This window comes from Flavobacterium sp. (assembly GCF_040402895.1).
GTDB lineage: Bacteria > Bacteroidota > Bacteroidia > Flavobacteriales > Flavobacteriaceae > Flavobacterium.
The window spans coordinates 77,127-94,238 of record NZ_JBBALR010000005.1; the positions used below are offsets into that span (position 1 = coordinate 77,127).

14 protein-coding genes are annotated in these 17,112 nt (G+C 30.2%); 6 read left to right on the forward strand and 8 right to left on the reverse strand.

The window, feature by feature from the left end; all coding sequences use genetic code 11:
- Nucleotide 1 precedes the first annotated feature (1 nt).
- The 3 genes from ABWP60_RS06070 to argS form a co-directional block, all read right to left on the reverse strand.
- Complete coding sequence (locus ABWP60_RS06070; RefSeq protein ID WP_353149976.1) at nucleotides 2-1,435, reverse strand: GDSL-type esterase/lipase family protein; 1,434 nt, start codon at nucleotides 1,433-1,435, stop codon at nucleotides 2-4.
- On the reverse strand, nucleotides 1,428-2,885 hold the full coding sequence (locus ABWP60_RS06075) for an SGNH/GDSL hydrolase family protein (RefSeq protein WP_353149979.1): 1,458 nt from the start codon (nucleotides 2,883-2,885) through the stop codon (nucleotides 1,428-1,430). Before ABWP60_RS06075 ends, ABWP60_RS06070 begins: the two co-directional genes overlap by 8 nt.
- Nucleotides 2,886-2,986: 101 nt before the next feature.
- Entirely contained in the window at nucleotides 2,987-4,765 is a 1,779-nt protein-coding gene (argS, locus tag ABWP60_RS06080) for an arginine--tRNA ligase (RefSeq protein WP_353149982.1), read from the reverse strand.
- A gap of 178 nt (nucleotides 4,766-4,943) precedes the next feature.
- Between argS and ABWP60_RS06085 the strand changes: the two genes are divergently transcribed.
- On the forward strand, nucleotides 4,944-7,346 hold the full coding sequence (locus ABWP60_RS06085) for a TonB-dependent receptor (protein WP_353149985.1): 2,403 nt from the start codon (nucleotides 4,944-4,946) through the stop codon (nucleotides 7,344-7,346).
- Nucleotides 7,347-7,513: 167 nt separating this feature from the next.
- On the opposite strand, the gene ABWP60_RS06090 is transcribed toward ABWP60_RS06085, so the two are convergent.
- Nucleotides 7,514-7,759, reverse strand: a complete 246-nt coding sequence (locus tag ABWP60_RS06090) for a helix-turn-helix domain-containing protein (RefSeq protein ID WP_353149988.1) — start codon at nucleotides 7,757-7,759, stop codon at nucleotides 7,514-7,516.
- 170 nt (nucleotides 7,760-7,929) lie between these two features.
- Between ABWP60_RS06090 and ABWP60_RS06095 the strand changes: the two genes are divergently transcribed.
- The 4 genes from ABWP60_RS06095 to ABWP60_RS06110 all read left to right on the forward strand — a co-directional run bounded on the left by ABWP60_RS06095 (nucleotide 7,930) and on the right by ABWP60_RS06110 (nucleotide 10,763).
- Nucleotides 7,930-8,475, forward strand: coding sequence for a hypothetical protein (locus ABWP60_RS06095; RefSeq protein ID WP_353149991.1), 546 nt, complete (start codon nucleotides 7,930-7,932; stop codon nucleotides 8,473-8,475).
- A gap of 336 nt (nucleotides 8,476-8,811) precedes the next feature.
- Nucleotides 8,812-9,408, forward strand: a complete 597-nt coding sequence (locus tag ABWP60_RS06100) for a hypothetical protein (protein ID WP_353149994.1) — start codon at nucleotides 8,812-8,814, stop codon at nucleotides 9,406-9,408.
- 61 nt (nucleotides 9,409-9,469) lie between these two features.
- A complete protein-coding gene (locus tag ABWP60_RS06105) occupies nucleotides 9,470-10,003 on the forward strand; it encodes a hypothetical protein (protein WP_353149997.1) in 534 nt (177 codons plus the stop codon).
- 163 nt (nucleotides 10,004-10,166) lie between these two features.
- On the forward strand, nucleotides 10,167-10,763 hold the full coding sequence (locus tag ABWP60_RS06110) for a DUF6705 family protein (RefSeq protein WP_353150000.1): 597 nt from the start codon (nucleotides 10,167-10,169) through the stop codon (nucleotides 10,761-10,763).
- Between the two features lie 81 nt (nucleotides 10,764-10,844).
- On the opposite strand, the gene ABWP60_RS06115 is transcribed toward ABWP60_RS06110, so the two are convergent.
- Nucleotides 10,845-11,852: a 3-oxoacyl-ACP synthase III family protein gene (locus ABWP60_RS06115; RefSeq protein WP_353150003.1), complete on the reverse strand. Its 1,008-nt coding sequence runs from the start codon at nucleotides 11,850-11,852 to the stop codon at nucleotides 10,845-10,847.
- Nucleotides 11,853-11,899: 47 nt separating this feature from the next.
- A complete protein-coding gene (locus ABWP60_RS06120) occupies nucleotides 11,900-12,841 on the reverse strand; it encodes an ABC transporter ATP-binding protein (RefSeq protein ID WP_353150006.1) in 942 nt (313 codons plus the stop codon).
- A 173-nt stretch (nucleotides 12,842-13,014) separates the two neighbouring features.
- Here ABWP60_RS06120 and htpG point away from each other — a divergent pair, with 173 nt between their 5' ends.
- Nucleotides 13,015-14,895: a molecular chaperone HtpG gene (gene htpG, locus ABWP60_RS06125; RefSeq protein WP_353150009.1), complete on the forward strand. Its 1,881-nt coding sequence runs from the start codon at nucleotides 13,015-13,017 to the stop codon at nucleotides 14,893-14,895.
- Nucleotides 14,896-14,968: 73 nt separating this feature from the next.
- Here htpG and ABWP60_RS06130 read toward each other — a convergent pair whose 3' ends face one another.
- Together ABWP60_RS06130 and ABWP60_RS06135 are read right to left on the reverse strand one after the other, a co-directional pair.
- Nucleotides 14,969-16,237 carry an outer membrane beta-barrel family protein gene (locus ABWP60_RS06130; RefSeq protein ID WP_353150232.1) on the reverse strand — a complete coding sequence of 423 codons (1,269 nt, stop codon included), beginning with the start codon at nucleotides 16,235-16,237 and terminating at the stop codon, nucleotides 14,969-14,971.
- A 9-nt stretch (nucleotides 16,238-16,246) separates the two neighbouring features.
- The gene (locus tag ABWP60_RS06135) at nucleotides 16,247-17,089 is read right to left on the reverse strand and encodes a TonB-dependent receptor (RefSeq protein ID WP_353150012.1); all 843 of its coding nucleotides are present in this window, start codon (nucleotides 17,087-17,089) and stop codon (nucleotides 16,247-16,249) included.
- Nucleotides 17,090-17,112: the final 23 nt, after the last annotated feature.

Genomic DNA, 17,112 nt, shown 5'->3' on the forward strand with positions numbered 1-17,112 from the left:
TCTATTTTTCAGATTTATATAATTCGTAGGATTGAATAAACGCATCAAAAAACAATTCGCCTTGTTTATCATAACCTGCATTAGAGTAATGCACTTTATCTCTTGCCATTAATCCCATTCTTGAATTCATTGAAATATTCTTATTTCCACCAAAAATATCTAATAAATTCCATACCGCATAGTTTTCAGCTGGAGCCATTTCAATAATTTTTTCAGCGTATTTTTCTATGTAAATATTTTGAGATTTTCCATGTAAAACAGAAGGTGGTGGCGTAGTTAATAAAAATGAAGCTTCTGGGCATTTTTGTTTTATTCCGTCAATCATTGTTTTTAAATTCCCAAAATAAGTAGCAATATCTTGTTTATCAAAGCTTTCATTAGTTCCCAAAGAAATTACAAATAAGTCAGCTTCTAAGCTTGGTAATTGCTCAAAAAACAAAGGAAATTTATTAAAATCGCTGCTTTTTGCACCATTAACTCCTATTGAACTATACGTAATTCCTACGTTGTCATTTTCTAAAATTAAACCATTTAAAGCAAATTCAGAACTATTTTCATTTCCAATAATTGTAATTTTATCAATTGGTTTTTCGGAATTATATATATTATAAATTGGAGTATTTTCTAAAACAACAGGTTCATAAACATACTTTACAGTTGAAACTGTTTTGTAAGTAGTAACCGTTTTTCCGCCAGGAATTTTTAAAATTTTACCATCTCTAATATTATCAGATGTCAATCCGTTAGCTGTTTTTAATTGTTTTAAGGAGATGTTATATTTATCAGCAATACCACCTAAAACTTCACCAGGTTTTACTTTATGAGAACTTATTGCTGGCGTTTTAACAGCCACTTTTTCTTGAGTAGTAAAACTTTTTTTAGCAAAGGACACATTAAAAATATTTTCATTTTTAGGGGAAATGACTTTTAATTTTGTGAAATCGAATTGGGCATCTTTTACTAACATATCAATATGAAAGTTTTTTTGTTTTGGTTCAAAAGAAATCCCGCTTAAACCAACAGGTTTTGAAGTATCTGCATATAAATTTCGTGTAGCAGAAAAACCGCCAGAACCAGTAAATTTTATAGGTGAACTATTATTTGTATTTGCTAAACTGTATGGAAAAGTAAAACCAAAACCGGCATTTCCGAAATTTTGCTGCATTCTTTGGCGTATTTTTGCCGTAAAAATATCGGCTTGAATGTGCGAATCACCAATGTGAACTATTCGTACTTTTCTATCTTGATTTTCTTCAAGTTGGTATAACTTATCAAAAATTGTAGCCAATGCTTTTTCATTAGAAATAACATTATTAAACGCTTCAAAATTAGCGGTATCAACAGCAACTAAAGCGCTATCTAAAGCAACTTTTACAGAATCGTTTTGTGAAAAACCTAATGCTGTAAAAAACAATATATATATAAACTTATTCATTTAAAGTATCTTTAATTACAGTTACAGAATCACTTACCGTTGTGTTGGGTTTGCTTTTTTTCTTGGCTAAAATGCGTAATTTTTTATATTCTTTATAACCTGTATCTATTTGTTTATAAATAAGTTGTGCAATTTCTTTTGCACCTCTATAATTAAAATGTGTGTAATCTTTATTTGCTTTTGCTGGTACATTTTCTACCCATTTTACCATAGAACCATCACCACCCATAAGAGTGAACAGATTTACTAAACCCGCTTCCGATTTTACTGCATATCGTTTTTGAGCCATAATTAAAGGTACAACGGCTGAATCTGTTTTCATTTGCATATCGTACTTAGTGGATTTATCGGCAGTTGTGATGATTAAAATTGCAGCCCCAGGAAAACACTGTTTTAAGTGATTTACAACTGAAGTCATTTTTCTTTCGTACCAAGAATAATTTAAAGAACCATAATTTAAAACGTTGGTTCCAAATTGTAAAATAATTAAATCATAACCTAACTTTTGCTGAAAAGCATTCATTAAATCAATATTGAAAGATCCTAACGGCAAACCAGAATTTCCCCGAGATGAAAAATTATCAACATGAATTCCTTTTCCATTATCAAAATTAAATCCATAAAAAGGTATAGAATCTGCATTTATGAAATTTACTTTAATATTATTTCCTGTACTTCCAATTTGAGTTGTATTTAAAATAGCGTTTGGAGTAAGTTTTTTATATATGGTATCTTTTCCAAAAACTTGACGTAACCTTCCGTTTTTATTTTTAGAATTACCGTAAAAAAGCGTGGGATTATTTAATGCTGTTGAGAAACGATTTCTTCCTGCTTTGAATTTTACCCAAGTAGGATTTACAGTGTCTTTTGTAAAGAAAACAGCGCCATTAACACCAAAAGAACGTAAAGGACTTTTTGTTTTTAAATACGATTGCGTTTTCCAGTTGGGAGAAAATTCGTGCAAAATTGAACCTCTGGACCCTGCTGATTCTGAAGTAATATTTACAAAACCAACTCCTTCTCCACCAAAAACACTTTGAAATTGGGTACGAACATCTTGCACAATTAGGTCACCATCTGTCATGGAGTCTCCAAAATAGGCAATTCGGGCTTTCCCTTTTTTATTGGTTTCTAATTGATATAATTTTTCAAAAAACGGAATTAAATATTGATACCCTTTATACTGTTCGAATTTTTCACTGGAAAATTTAATTCCTAACGGATTGGAAACAAATGAAATGGTTTTATTAGTCAAAGTGTCTTCTTCTGAAAGATTGGCACCTTCTGCAACCGCTTCTAACATCAAACTATCTACCACAACATTTTTGCTATTTGCAGTTGCTTCAGGAAAAAGTTTTTTTGGTAAAAACGATTTAAATCCAATAAATGATATAATTGCAATTACTACAATTAGCCAGGATTGAAAAAAATAGGTTTTGTTTTGTTTCACTTTATTATTTTTATTACTTCAAAATTCGTTAATCAAAATTCATTGTTCAACATTTTTAAACTTGGAACACTTAACTTACAATATTAAATGTTAAAATGTGCTTACATACGTTCAGGAACATTAATTCCTAATAATCTGAAAGCATTTTTAATTACTTGGCTTACCGATTTTGACAGTTGTACTCTAAATACTTTTTTCTCTAAATTATCTTCTCCTAAAATGGAAACATTTTGATAAAATGAATTGAATTCTTTTACCAAGTCGTAGGTATAATTCGCTACTAATGCTGGACTGTGATTTTCAGCAGCACTTTGAATGATTTCAGGAAATAGTTGTATTTGTTTAATTAATTCTTTTTCTTTTTCGTGTAATTCAGAAAGTGTTACATCTTTACTATACTCGAAAGTAGCTTTTCTTAAAATCGATTGAATACGAGCATAGGTATATTGAATAAATGGTCCTGTATTTCCATTAAAATCTACTGATTCTTCTGGATTAAACATCATTTGTTTTTTTGGATCCACTTTTAACATATAATATTTTAGTGCACCCAAACCTATGGTTTTATACAAAATTGCTTTTTCCTCTTCAGAATAGCCATCTAATTTTCCTAAATCTTCAGAAATTTGTTGTGCTGTCGTAGTCATTTCCTCCATTAAATCGTCAGCATCTACAACGGTTCCTTCACGTGATTTCATTTTTCCAGAAGGTAATTCTACCATTCCGTACGATAAATGAAATAAATTTTCAGCCCATTCATATCCTAATTTTTTAAGAATTAAGAACAATACTTTAAAATGATAATCCTGTTCATTTCCAACCGTATACACCATTCCTCCTATGTCTGAAAAATCTCTAACACGCTGAATAGCCGTTCCGATATCTTGCGTCATGTACACAGAAGTGCCATCTGAACGCAATACTATTTTTTCGTCTAAGCCATCTGCCGTTAAATCAATCCAAACCGAACCATCTTCTTTTTTAAAGAAAACACCACGACTTAAACCTTCTTCTACTACATCTTTACCTAGTAAATACGTTTTACTTTCGTAATAATAACTATCAAAATCTACTCCTAAATTAGTATATGTTACGGAAAAACCATCGTACACCCATTGGTTCATGGTTTTCCAAAGTGCAATAACTTCTGTTTTTCCATTTTCCCAATCTAAAAGCATTTGTTGCGCTTCTAAAATAAGTGGCGCTTGTTTTTTGGCTTCTTCTTCTGTTTTTCCTTGCGACATCAAAGCAGCAATTTCAACTTTATAAGCTTTATCAAATTCCACATAAAAATTACCAACTAATTTATCTCCTTTTAAACCTGTTGAAGTGGGTGTTTGTCCGTTCCCGAATTTTTGCCAAGCCAGCATCGATTTACAAATATGAATACCTCTATCGTTAATAATTTGTGTTTTATATACTTTTTTTCCTGATGCTTTTATAATTTCAGCAACGGAATAACCCAATAAATTATTTCTAATATGACCTAAATGCAAGGGTTTGTTTGTATTTGGTGAAGAATATTCTACCATTACGGATTTATCACCTTCTGTAGGTGCTACAAAGCCATATAAGTTATCGTTTTTTATGCTATTGAAATAAGAAATATAATATTGATCTGAAATTACTAAATTTAAAAAACCGGCAACTACATTAAATTTTGATACCTCAGCAACGTTCTCGACTAAATATTCGCCTATTTTGGTTCCTATTTCTAATGGATTGCCTTTAATTTGTTTTACCAGCGGGAAAACTACAATAGTTATATCGCCTTCAAAATCTTTCTTTGTAGATTGAAATTCCACTTTTTCTATAGAAATTTGAAATAGTTTTTCAACAGCATTTTTTATAGGTTCGAAAAGAATTTCTTGTAATAACATAATCGTGTTTTTAATAGCGTGCAAAGATAGAATTTTTAACCAATTGAAAAGTTCATTTGTAACAAAAATGCACAAATTTTGTCTAATGAACAAAATTCATATTTTATGCTGTAATTTCTTCTTGTTTTTAAACGAAATTTAGCAGCTAAATTATTATTCAAAATCATTAACAAAAATCATGAAATTAAAACACATTTTCAGCGCCTTAGTATTAGTTTTTTCAACTGCAAATTTAGTAGCTCAACAAAACAACCCTGGTATTATTAGAGGGAAAATTATCGATAAAACGTCAAACGAACCGGTTGGTTTTTCAACGGTTAGCGTTTTAGAAGGCCAGAAACCAGTGGCTGCCATTTCAACAAAAGAAGACGGAAGCTTTGAAATAAAAAATTTAGAATTAAAAAGCTATGTTTTAAAAGTCAACTTTATTGGGTACATTGATGCATCAAGAACGATTACTTTGTCTGAAGGAAATAAAGAAATTAACCTAGGAAATATTACTTTAGAAGCGAATGTGAATACCATTGAAACAGTATCTATTGTAAAAGAACGCTCTACTATTGAACAAAAAGCAGATAGAAAAGTAGTGACAATTGGTCAAGATTTAATTGCCTCTGGAACTACGGCATCGGAAATTTTTAATAACATTCCAACGGTAAGCATTGATCCACAAACCAAAGAATTAAGTTTACGTGGCAATAGCAATGTTAGAGTACTTATTGATGGAAAACCCACCAACATTGATGCCGGACAGTTATTACAACAAATCCCGTCAGCCTCTATAAAGCAGGTAGAATTAATAACCAACCCATCTTCTAAATACAATCCTGAGGGAAATAGTGGAATTATTAATATTATTTTAAATAAAAACACACAAAAAGGATTTAACGGAAGCGTAACTACAGGTTATACATTTGGAATTACACCAAAAACAAATCAGTCTTTGAACCTAAATTATAAAGTGGGAAAAGTAAATTTTTATACAAATTATGGCTTTAATCACGGAAAAAACAGAAGTTTTGGTTTTGTAGAATCAGATCGTCCGAGTATAGAAAATAGACAAGATTTTAATTTCACCAATACCAACACGTCTCATTTGGCTAAAATTGGAGTGGATTATTACATTAACGACAACAATACTTTATCGTTTTTTACAAACTGGAATATTGCAGACGGGAAAGGAAATTCAACTACAAATGTGAATTATTATAATCCTTCTAAAATAGATGAATTACAAACCAACACCAATAACAGCGGAAATATAACACAAACCTACGATTTAAACTTTAAGCATAATTTTAAGAAAAAAGGCGAATTAATTGAATTTCAAGCAAATTACGCGAAGACATCAAACGAAGATATTTCTTATTTTAGAAACAATGGCGTATTAAGATTAAATGACATAGACAGCAAAACGAATTATGCACAGTTTAATATTGATTATACGAATCCGATAGACGAAAACTCAAAAATTGAAATGGGTTTTGAAAGCAGAATTCAAGATGGACAGAATAATTTTTATAATGAATCGTTACCGTTTTATGGTTCAAATCCATTTACTTTTAATAGAAATATCCATGCGATTTATACAAATTATAGCAAATCTTTTGGAAAATTTAGTGCTCAAGTGGGTGTTAGAATCGAAGAATATACTTTAGATGCTAAATTTGAACGAGATGAAAAAAATCCAAATTATTTTGAATCCACTTCAGTTGAAGATGAAATATTTACAGCCTACCCATCTGCGTATTTATCTTATAAATTAGATGACAACAATACTTTTAATTTAAACTATACAAGAAGAGTAGATCGCCCAAGTATTGGACAAATAAATCCTATTAGAGAATGGACAACACCTTTGATAGAATCTAGAGGTAATCCAGCATTAGAGCCACAATTTACCAATTCATTTGAAATTAATCATACCAAAATTTTCAGTTTAGGAAGTGTGACTTCTGCCGTATTTTACCGATTAATTAATGCTGAAATTTCGAGAGTTATTTTTCCAAATCCGTTAAACAACATTCAAAACATTATGTCGTTTGATAATTTTGACAATAACAGCCAATTGGGCGCGGAAATAAACGCCAATTTAAAAGTAACAAAATGGTGGTCAACTAACGCAAGTGCCGATGTATATTACAAAACCGTTCGCGGAACTGTTACAAACATCAACACCAACTTACCAGAAAATAAAGAAATAAACGTAACCACTTTTAACACAAGATTAAACAATACTTTTACCGCTACCAAAAAATTACGCTTTAATTTATTTGGAATGTACAGAAGTCGCGATTTAGGCTTGCAATACCTAAGAACACCTATGTATCGTGTAGATTTTGGAGCAAACTATAGTGTGATTGGCGGAAAAGGAACGCTTTCTGCGAGAATGAATGATATGTTTAGAACCCAATTTTTCGGATTTAATGGAAACATTCCATTCCGTCAAGATGGAGAATTTAGATTTGAAAGTCGCACTTTTTACGTAGGATTTAATTACAATTTTGGAAGTGGTAAAAACAAAGAATTACAACGCAAACAACGTGAGAAAAATGAAACCCAAGGTGGGGGCATGTTTTAGGTGTTGGTTTTGGGTTTAAGGCAAAAAAGCGTTCAGAAGTTTCTGAACGCTTTTTTATTATATTTGTTTTTACAACATCAATAGTAAATTAGGTTAAATATTTATTCTCTTAAGTACTTCACTCAAATAAAAAAAGAGTATTATTTTTCTGGTTATATTTTTTATTGTTAAAAATCGAATAAGTCTTTTACTGAAATATGTGAAGCATTTGCAAGTTTAAAAACGGAATTTATCGTTGTGTTTATTTCTGCACGTTCAAGCCTTCCAACTTGATTTATGGGTATATTAGCATGCATTTCTTGTGAAAGCATATTTTTTATTCTGATTTCTCTAATTTTTTTTCCAAAATTTTTAACAAAATTTTCTTCTTCACTTTTCAAAATGTAAAATTGATGATTAGATAAAAATTTCATAAACACAAATATGTGTTATTTAAAAAATATTTATTACATTTGAAATAGAAGTATTGAATAATCCCCAAATTAATCAAAACCGTAAAAAAAACATCTTAACACCATAAAAACAATTTTTAGGATTGTTCATATTTGTAATTTAAAGAGTATTAATTTAAATATAAACAGGTATGAAACAAAAAAGTAAGCACACTTTAAAAAAACTACTTATCTTTGGTATAGCATTTTTGCTAGCCAGTTGTAGTGAAGAGCTATTTGACGAAGCCATTGAATCGTCAAATAAAAGAGCGATTAAAGAAATTAGATTTAACGAGTTGTACCAAGACTCTAAATTTAAAAATTTAATTGAAAAAGTAAGTCACACTTCAAATGCCGCTAGAACGTCCTTTGAAAACCAAAATGGCTTTACAATTTCCGATGGGTTTGTAAAAGTGATTGAAACAGATTCTGTCATTTCATATACTATGCTGATAGAAAGAGATGTTGTTACCGATACCATTTCTTTTGAAAATTTAGTAATTCAGGAAAACAAATTTAATACTTCTGAAAAAGCATATAGTATTAAATATACACCTACGATTATTGCACCGTCTGGAGATGATTCCTTTTATTATGAAGGAACCGAAGAAATAAAAAACTTAGCTTTTACAGGATTTAATAGAGCAGATTCAAATGCAATTGAAACTGCATCAAATTGTAGTGTTTATATAGTTTAAGTATGGTGTTCAAAACCTTATAATGGTCAAACTAAACATCATATTGCTGGTGCTAATTGCGATATAAGCACTCAATATTATAAGTTAGTTAGCATTATTTCCCCTGATGATTGCGATCTTACCAATAGTGGTAGTCCAAACAGCGGTACTCCAGATGCTCCGCAAGAACCTACCGGACCTGGCGATACTGGAGGAATTACATCGCCTGTAAAACCTAATCAAGGTTTTGGAAATAATCAACAAATATTTCCTGATACTCCTTGTGGTAGAATGCAAAAAAAATCTAGTGGGAGTAGCTTCAAAAAAAAGTTTAATGATTTAAATACATTTTCAAATTTGAATAAAAAATTTGAGACTGGATATTATGAAAAAGCCGATGGTTCATTTAATTTTATGACAGGTTCTAACGAAAAACGTACTTTAAAATTTGAACCAGGAACAACTTCATTTATGCACATTCATATGAATGATTATATTACTATAGATGCAGATGGTAATGAAGTCATGAATTACGGAGTCAAAATGCTTTCCCCTGGCGATATTGGGTCACTTATTGAATCAGCGAGCAATTCAATTATTGGTGGTTTGTCACCATATGAAGCTTATGGCATGATGGTGTCTAGTGAGGGGATTTTTTCTGTAAATTTGACAGATATTAATAATGTTGATTTATCGCCTATTATGAAGGCAGAGATGGATTTTTCTTATTTACAAAGAGCTAGCAAAATTTTCAAAGAGACATCGGCAAATTCTGCTGAACGAAAAGAAAAACTTCAAAAAATGTTACTTGAATTATTAAAAGAAAAAGGATTGGGTGATAAAATAGCATTATTTGAAGGCGAAGTAGAGCAAGTGCCGGGGCAACTTCCAAAAATAAATTGGACTAGAAAAACAATAGATTCAAATGGTAATTTAGTAGAAACACCTTGTTAATTTAAAACATAATAGTATGAGAAAAATAATATTTATAGCAATTATATTGCTTTCAATTAAAGTGCAAAGTCAAGTAGGGGTAATAGTGCCTTTAGACACATGGGAAACTGTCCCTAGTGGGACATATATTAAGGATATTGATAATGTGTATTTACCTTATGTAGGTACTTGGAAGGGTGTTTTATATGGTAGGGAATATACTTTTGTTTTTCAAATATTTCCACAACATTTAATTACAAATCCTATTGGAACTTATTATTATGAAGATATTTTAAAAGCAAAATATGAAGTAAAAGATATAGCAACTGGGAATGTCATATTTACAACTATATCAGCTGTAAATTATGAAGATTTTTGCATAACAGCTCTAGGTTCTCCTAATAATGGTAGGCAAAATTTCTTATTTAGAGATTTAACAAATTGTGCTAATGGTATGACTTTTGCATTATTTAACATACCAGGTACTACTAATCAACTTAGGTATGGTGGTTTTACATATACTGATTTCTATATTGCGGAAGGATGTCCATATGCTGACAGGTATGATATACCAGTCCCAATACCAAAAAATGGATTAATATTTACAAAACAATAAAAACATAAAGCGGCAGCAATGTCGCTTTTTTATTACCTAAAAATGCTTTAAATTTATAAATTAAACTATAATAATCACAAAAACTCAATTGCAAAATGGAACAAAATAAGTTTGTCTTCAAATGGTAATAGTATAGTAAATAAACCTTGTAATTAAAAATAATATGAAAAAATTAATATATACAATAGTAGTTTTATTGGTGGCTTTACATTCAAAAGCACAAAGTCCGGTAGTAAATATAGAAGATGATAATGGCGAAAGACCACAGAATATTTATTATAAAGATATAAACAATTTATTAGATCCGTATGTAGGAACCTATATTTATACTAATGGTACAACTAGTTTAAAATTTGTGTTGCAAAAGAAAGTGCAAGCATTTGATGGATGGTTTTATGAAGATGTAATTGTAGGGGAATACCAATATATAGAAAATGGTGTAGAAAAAGTAAACACGTTAAATAATTTTAATATAAATCATACAGATTCATGGGATTATAATATTTTAGGTAATTGGATTATTAAGATTGGGTTACCTGGTTGCGAGGAGTGCACCCCAACTGAAAAAAGATTAAGATTATCTCTGAGAGATACAGTTTCAGGCGCTTGGGCAAATTTAATTCTTGCGAAAACTATTGTAAACGGACAACAAGCTATAAGACTTAACTTGATGTGGGATATCAGAACACATATTTATGGTACACCTGAATTGACTCCAAGGAGTTTTCTAGGAGGTGAGTTTATTTTAATTAAACAATAAATATTTTTTTACCAAAAAAAGCGTTCAGAAATTCTGAACGCTTTTTTATTATCTATTGTCTATTATCTATACTCTAAAAAATTACCATCTTATAATCACACTTCCCCAAGTAAAACCTGAACCAAATGCGGCTAAAACAACTAGATCGCCACTTTTAATTTTACCTTTTTCCCAAGCTTCTGTTAAAGCAATCGGAATAGATGCGGCAGTAGTATTTCCATAATTCATGATATTATTATACACTTGGTCATCTGACAATTTAAATTTCTGCTGAATAAACTGAGAAATTCTCAAATTCGCTTGATGCGGTACTAATAAATCAATATCTGAAATTTGTAAATTATTGGCTTGTAAACCTTCGTTAATGACTTCACTAAAACGAACTACCGCATTTTTAAATACGAATTGTCCATTCATATAAGGAAAATAACTTTCGTCATTTGGATCATTATCTGCAAGAATATCGGTTACCCAGCGTTTTCCCATTCCTGGTGCAATGAGGGCTAATTCTTCTGCGTGTTGCCCTTCGGAATGTAAATGAGTTGATAAAATTCCTTTATTCAAATCCTCTTCTCTAGAAAGCACGGCTGCTCCTGCTCCATCTCCAAAAATCACTGAAACACCACGTCCTTTATCAGACATATCTAATCCGGTGGAGTGTACTTCGGAGCCAATAACTAAAATATTTTTATACATTCCTGTTTTAATGTATTGATCGGCAATTGAAATGGCATACACAAATCCAGAACATTGATTTCTAACATCTAATGCGCCAACTGTTTTTAATCCTAAATCGCGTTGCACTAACACACCAGGACCAGGAAAATAATAATCTGGTGAAAGTGTGGCAAAAATTACAAAATCAATATCTTCTTTGGCAACATTTGCACGCTGCATAGCTATTTCAGCAGCTTTAACCCCCATAGAAGTGGTGGTGTCTTCTCCCCTAATGATATGACGACGCTCTTTAATTCCTGTTCTTTCCTGAATCCATTCGTCATTGGTATCCATTATTTTGGATAAATCATCATTTGTTACAATGTTTTCTGGCACATAATACCCTAAGCCCGATATTTTTGAGTGGTACATATTATTAAATTTACTAAGCAAATTTAAGAAAAATATGCTTTAACTTATTATTTATCTATTGGTAATCTTTCCTTAATCGCAAGATTGATACTACTGTATTTAGCAATAATAACTTCTGATTCAAAAAATATAAGTTGATTTTCAAATTTGGCTTCAATTAAATAATATTTCCCTTTAAAATAAGAAGAAACTACCTCAACTTGAATATCAGATTTTTCTACAATTTGCAATTGATTGGGATAAATTAACTGTGTTTTACCATTTATTTCCATTTCATTTACCTCACCAAATAAAGCAGCTGTGTATAGGTATTTAGGATGGTAATATAATTCAAAAGGTGTTGCTTTTTCTAAAATGGTAGTGTCTTTTAAAACGATAACCTCATCTGAAAATGACAAGACATCGTTAATATCATGACTAGCAACTAATGTAGTTATTTGTTTATCTTTTAAATATTTAAATATTTTTCTTCTTAATTTGTTTTTTCTAAAATTATCAATGTGTGAAAATGGCTCGTCTAACAACAAAACTTCTGGCTCTTGCGCTAAAACTCTTGCCAACGCTACACGTTGCATTTGTCCACCACTTAAAAACTTTGCCTTCACGTGCTTAAATTCAGACATTTCTACTAAATGTAACAATTCATCAATTCGATTTTGTTTTTCATTTGGATAAAAATTGGATAAAAATTTTCCAACGTTTTCTCCTACCGTAATAAATGGCATTAAATCGAAATCTTGAGCTAAATATTTCATAAAAGGCATTCCGGGAACAAGATGAAATTTAGGCCCTAATATAGGTTCTGACTTCCAAGAAAGATGGCCTTCGTTGCAGTCATATAATCCGTAAATTAATTTTAACAAGGTGCTTTTTCCGCAACCACTTTCTCCAATTATAGCTAATTGACGCCCTTCATTTACTGTAAATGTTAGATTTTGTAAAATGATTTTCTCATGATAAGAAAAAGAAGAAATGGCTACTTGAAGCATTTGAAAATGTTAAGAAAATAATTCAAAAAGTAAAGTGTAAATATATTACTTTAAATGTAACCAAAAAAATATGTTATTCTTAAAAAATAAAAATGTCAATTTGTCAGCAAAAGTAATATTGGTACTTAATTTGACAACTTTTATTGTGTAAAATTAATTTAAACAAATACAATATGACATCAGGAAAAATTAATGTTTCGGTGGAGAATATTTTCCCATTGATTAAAAAATTTTTGTACAGCGATCACGAGATTTTTCTACGTGAATTAATTTCTAACGGAACCGATGCCACTTTAAAATTAAAACATCTTACCAGCATTGGTGAGGCGAATACGGAATACGGAAATCCGATTATAGAAATTAAAATTGATAAGGAAGGAAAAAAACTTCACATTATCGACCAAGGTATTGGTATGACTTCAGACGAAGTGGAAAAATACATTAACCAATTGGCGTTTTCAGGTGCAGAAGAATTTTTAAACAAATACGAAGATGCTGCTAAAGATTCTGGAATTATCGGACATTTTGGTTTAGGTTTTTATTCTGCTTTTATGGTTGCCTCTAAAGTTGAAATTTTTACAAAATCATTTAAAGAGGAACCAGCGGCACATTGGACTTGCGATGGAAGTCCTGAATTTACTTTAGAACCTCATGACAAAACCGACAGAGGAACTGAAATTGTATTACATATTGCAGAGGATTCATTAGAATTTTTAGAAGAATTTAAAATACGTGAATTACTTACTAAGTATAATAAATTCATGCCTATTCCAATAAAATTTGGAACAAAAAAAGAAGCATTACCGAAACCAGATGATGCAGGTGAGGACTACAAACCTGAATATATTGATGTGGATAACTTTATCAACAATCCAAATCCAGCTTGGACAAAACAACCAAGCGAATTGTCAGATGAAGATTACAAAAATTTTTATAGCGAATTATATCCTTCGCAATTTGAAGAACCTTTATTCCACATTCATTTAAATGTAGATTATCCTTTTAATCTAACGGGTATTTTATATTTTCCAAAATTAGGTTCCGACTTACAAATTCAGAAAGATAAAATTCAATTATATCAAAATCAAGTTTTCGTAACAGATAATGTGGAAGGAATTGTACCCGAATTTTTATTAATGCTTAAAGGAGTGGTAGATTCGCCAGATATCCCGTTAAACGTTTCACGTTCTGGATTACAAGCGGATAGTAATGTTAAGAAAATTTCAAATTATATTACTCGAAAAGTTGCCGACAAATTAAAATCGTTATTTAATGAAAACCGTGAGGATTTTGAAGCAAAATGGAGTGATATTAAAATTGTTTTGGAATACGGAATGCTTTCTGAACCAAAATTTTATGAAAAATCGGGTGATTTTGTTCTATATCCTACAACAGAAAACAAATATTATACTTTAGCAGAATTAAAAGAAGCTACGAAAGATTTACAGACAGATAAAGATGGAAAATTAGTTGTTTTATATGCTTCAAATAAAGAAACACAACACAGTTATATAGATATTGCAACTAGTAAAGGATACCAAGTTTTACTTTTAGATTCCCCAATAGTATCGCATTTGATTCAGAAATTAGAAGCCGACAATGAAAATTTAACATTTGCAAGAGTTGATGCAGATCATATTGATAAATTAATCAACAAAGAAGAAGTGCAAATTTCTAAATTATCAGATACTGAAAAAGAAACATTAAAAGCTTCTTTAGAAACTGTAATTCCTAAAGCGTATTCTGTACAATTAGAATCATTAGACAGTGATGCCACACCATTTATAATTACGCAACCCGAATTTATGCGTCGTATGAAAGAAATGAGTCAAAGTGGCGGCGGCGGAATGTTTGGAATGAGTAATATGCCTGAAATGTATAATTTAGTGGTAAATGCCAATTCGGAATTAGCAACTTCTATTTTGCAAGCCAATGAAGAAACTCAAAAAGAATTAGTTAAAAATGCTTTAGATTTAGCTAAATTATCACAAGGATTATTAAAAGGAGAAGAATTAACTGCTTTTGTAAAAAGAAGTTTTGAAACCTTAAAATAGCATTTATACTTCATTTAGAAATCCTGGCAGTTCGTTTTTTCTGTCAGGATTTTTTTAATAAGATGATTAAAAATTAATTTCCAATAACTGTTCCTTCTTCTTTTTTATCATCCTTTAAAATATTTTGTTCTACTTTGGCAGCTTTATTTTTTGTTGGTAATTTATAATTTATGGTAAAGCCAAATTTTCTAGTATCATTCTTATTGTATGATAATAATGGATCATTTATTGGTCGGAATAAACTTCTATTCATATTAAAAATATCATCGCCAAAAATAGTAACCGTTACTTGATCATTTAGAAACTTCTTGCTAAACGTCATATCTAAATAATTATTAAAAGGTTTATCGGCAACAAAATAAAAGTAATTTCCACCTGAAGTGATGAATCCAAATTCGGTTATAAATTTTATATCTTTTGGTAAAATTATTTGAGACATTACGTTTAAATTCCAAAACCCTTTTGTTTCTATATTAGGAATTTGATGCAATTGATATCCCGTATAAAGATATAAAAAGTTGATTTTATCCGGATTAAAATCAAATTTCATAGTTTCTTTTAAGCCTTTTGTAAATAGCATATATGGTAAAGGAAGTGCAAAATTAAAATTATGAATTTTAACTTCCGATACGTTAAAATTACTACTTTGTACTAAATTACCATTTAAACTTACTTGTTGTACCACTTGATTTTTTGCACTACTTAAGTTGTACCCTAAATAAGCATAATCAAAAGCACTAATTTTAAATTCAAAATTATCAAAAATTGTAGGTTGTAAATTTGGATTTCCAACCGTAGTTAAATTCTGATTTTGATACGTGGTATTGTTTGGATTTAAAGCAGAAGTGGATGGCAACGTGATTTTCTTATTGTAATTCATATTTAAGAAAATTTGAGGCGAAAAATTATATTGTACAGTTGCGTTTGGAAACCATCTAAATTGGTCAAACGGAATTAAATTACCCGTAGTGGTTTTGCCATTAATTTCATATTTTTCAGCTCTGGAACCTAAAATAAAATCGAACTTATTGTATTTCGCTTGAAATTCCAAATAAGTAGCAGCCGTTGTTCTTTGATAGTCTAAATTTATGCTTCCAAAATTTTCGGCTTCAAAAAGAAGTTTTTCATACAAGGCTCCAAAACTAACTTTGCCTTCATCTAAAATTTTTAAGCCTTGTGAATAGTCAAATTTTCCGTTGTAATAATTTTGATTTGAAAAATTATCCAAAACTGCATTTCTAAAAACGTTTGAAAATAAATTGAAATCATTTTTATTGTTGTTATAATTAAAAACAAAATCTAATTTTTGACTTTTATCATCAAATCTTTTCTGATACGTTATAGTTGCATCTTAACGCGTATTATGAGATTTACCTTTATCAGAAGTAACAAATCCTAAACCAAAACCTTCTGTTTCACTGTTACTATTTGCAAGATTAATATCATAATTCAACAACAACCTATCCTTATTAATATCAAATGTAATCCCTGATTTTAAAAATTGGGATCTATTTATTTTATCACTTTCTACTTTTGATAAAATAGTGTTAGAACTAGTATTTAAAAACTCAGACCAAGTGGCATTTTCTCTATAATTTTGTCCAAAATTTAATTGCCAACCGAAATATTTATTCTTAGCATTTAATAACACGCTGTTATACGTTCTAAATCGAGTAGTATCGTATGTATTAATAGCAGAACTACTAGTATAAGTAGCACTTAAATATTTTTTCGCATTTTTATTTGTAATAATATTTAAAATCGCACCACCTGATGTTGCAGGAAACTCAGCACCTGGTTGCGTAATTACTTCAATTCGTTCAACAGAATTTGCAGGCATTCCTTCTAAAAATGAATTCAATTCTGCACTTGAAATATTTAAGGGTCTTCCATCTAAAAAAACCTCTAATTGTTTTCCCTGATACATCATTCCAGCCACATCTGAAGAAATCAAACCTGGCAACTGCTTGATGGTTTCCATTAAAGTACCTGCGTTTAAATTGGGTTGATCCGAAATATTAAAAATAGTACGATCTGGTTTTTGTTCAATTGCTTTTTTTTGTTTAAAAATTTTAACCTCTTCAATCTGATTTTCTTTTTGAATATCGTCTTTTTTTACTTTTGTGGTATCTTGAGAAAAAGCAAAAAATACAAAACAAGTAGAAAACAAGAAATTTAGTACACCTTTTTTCATGAAAAAATTAATATTTAAATTTT

What these genes read in the sequence shown, in the direction of transcription:
- ABWP60_RS06115 (WP_353150003.1), bottom strand. Translation starts at nt 11,852, where the DNA reads ATGTACCACTCAAAAATATCGGGCTTAGGGTATTATGTGCCAGAAAAC.
- argS (WP_353149982.1), bottom strand. Translation starts at nt 4,765, where the DNA reads ATGTTATTACAAGAAATTCTTTTCGAACCTATAAAAAATGCTGTTGAA.
- htpG (WP_353150009.1), top strand. Translation starts at nt 13,015, where the DNA reads ATGACATCAGGAAAAATTAATGTTTCGGTGGAGAATATTTTCCCATTG.
- ABWP60_RS06135 (WP_353150012.1), bottom strand. Translation starts at nt 17,089, where the DNA reads ATGAAAAAAGGTGTACTAAATTTCTTGTTTTCTACTTGTTTTGTATTT.
- ABWP60_RS06070 (WP_353149976.1), bottom strand. Translation starts at nt 1,435, where the DNA reads ATGAATAAGTTTATATATATATTGTTTTTTACAGCATTAGGTTTTTCA.
- ABWP60_RS06095 (WP_353149991.1), top strand. Translation starts at nt 7,930, where the DNA reads ATGAAACAAAAAAGTAAGCACACTTTAAAAAAACTACTTATCTTTGGT.
- ABWP60_RS06110 (WP_353150000.1), top strand. Translation starts at nt 10,167, where the DNA reads ATGAAAAAATTAATATATACAATAGTAGTTTTATTGGTGGCTTTACAT.
- ABWP60_RS06120 (WP_353150006.1), bottom strand. Translation starts at nt 12,841, where the DNA reads ATGCTTCAAGTAGCCATTTCTTCTTTTTCTTATCATGAGAAAATCATT.
- ABWP60_RS06085 (WP_353149985.1), top strand. Translation starts at nt 4,944, where the DNA reads ATGAAATTAAAACACATTTTCAGCGCCTTAGTATTAGTTTTTTCAACT.
- ABWP60_RS06090 (WP_353149988.1), bottom strand. Translation starts at nt 7,759, where the DNA reads ATGAAATTTTTATCTAATCATCAATTTTACATTTTGAAAAGTGAAGAA.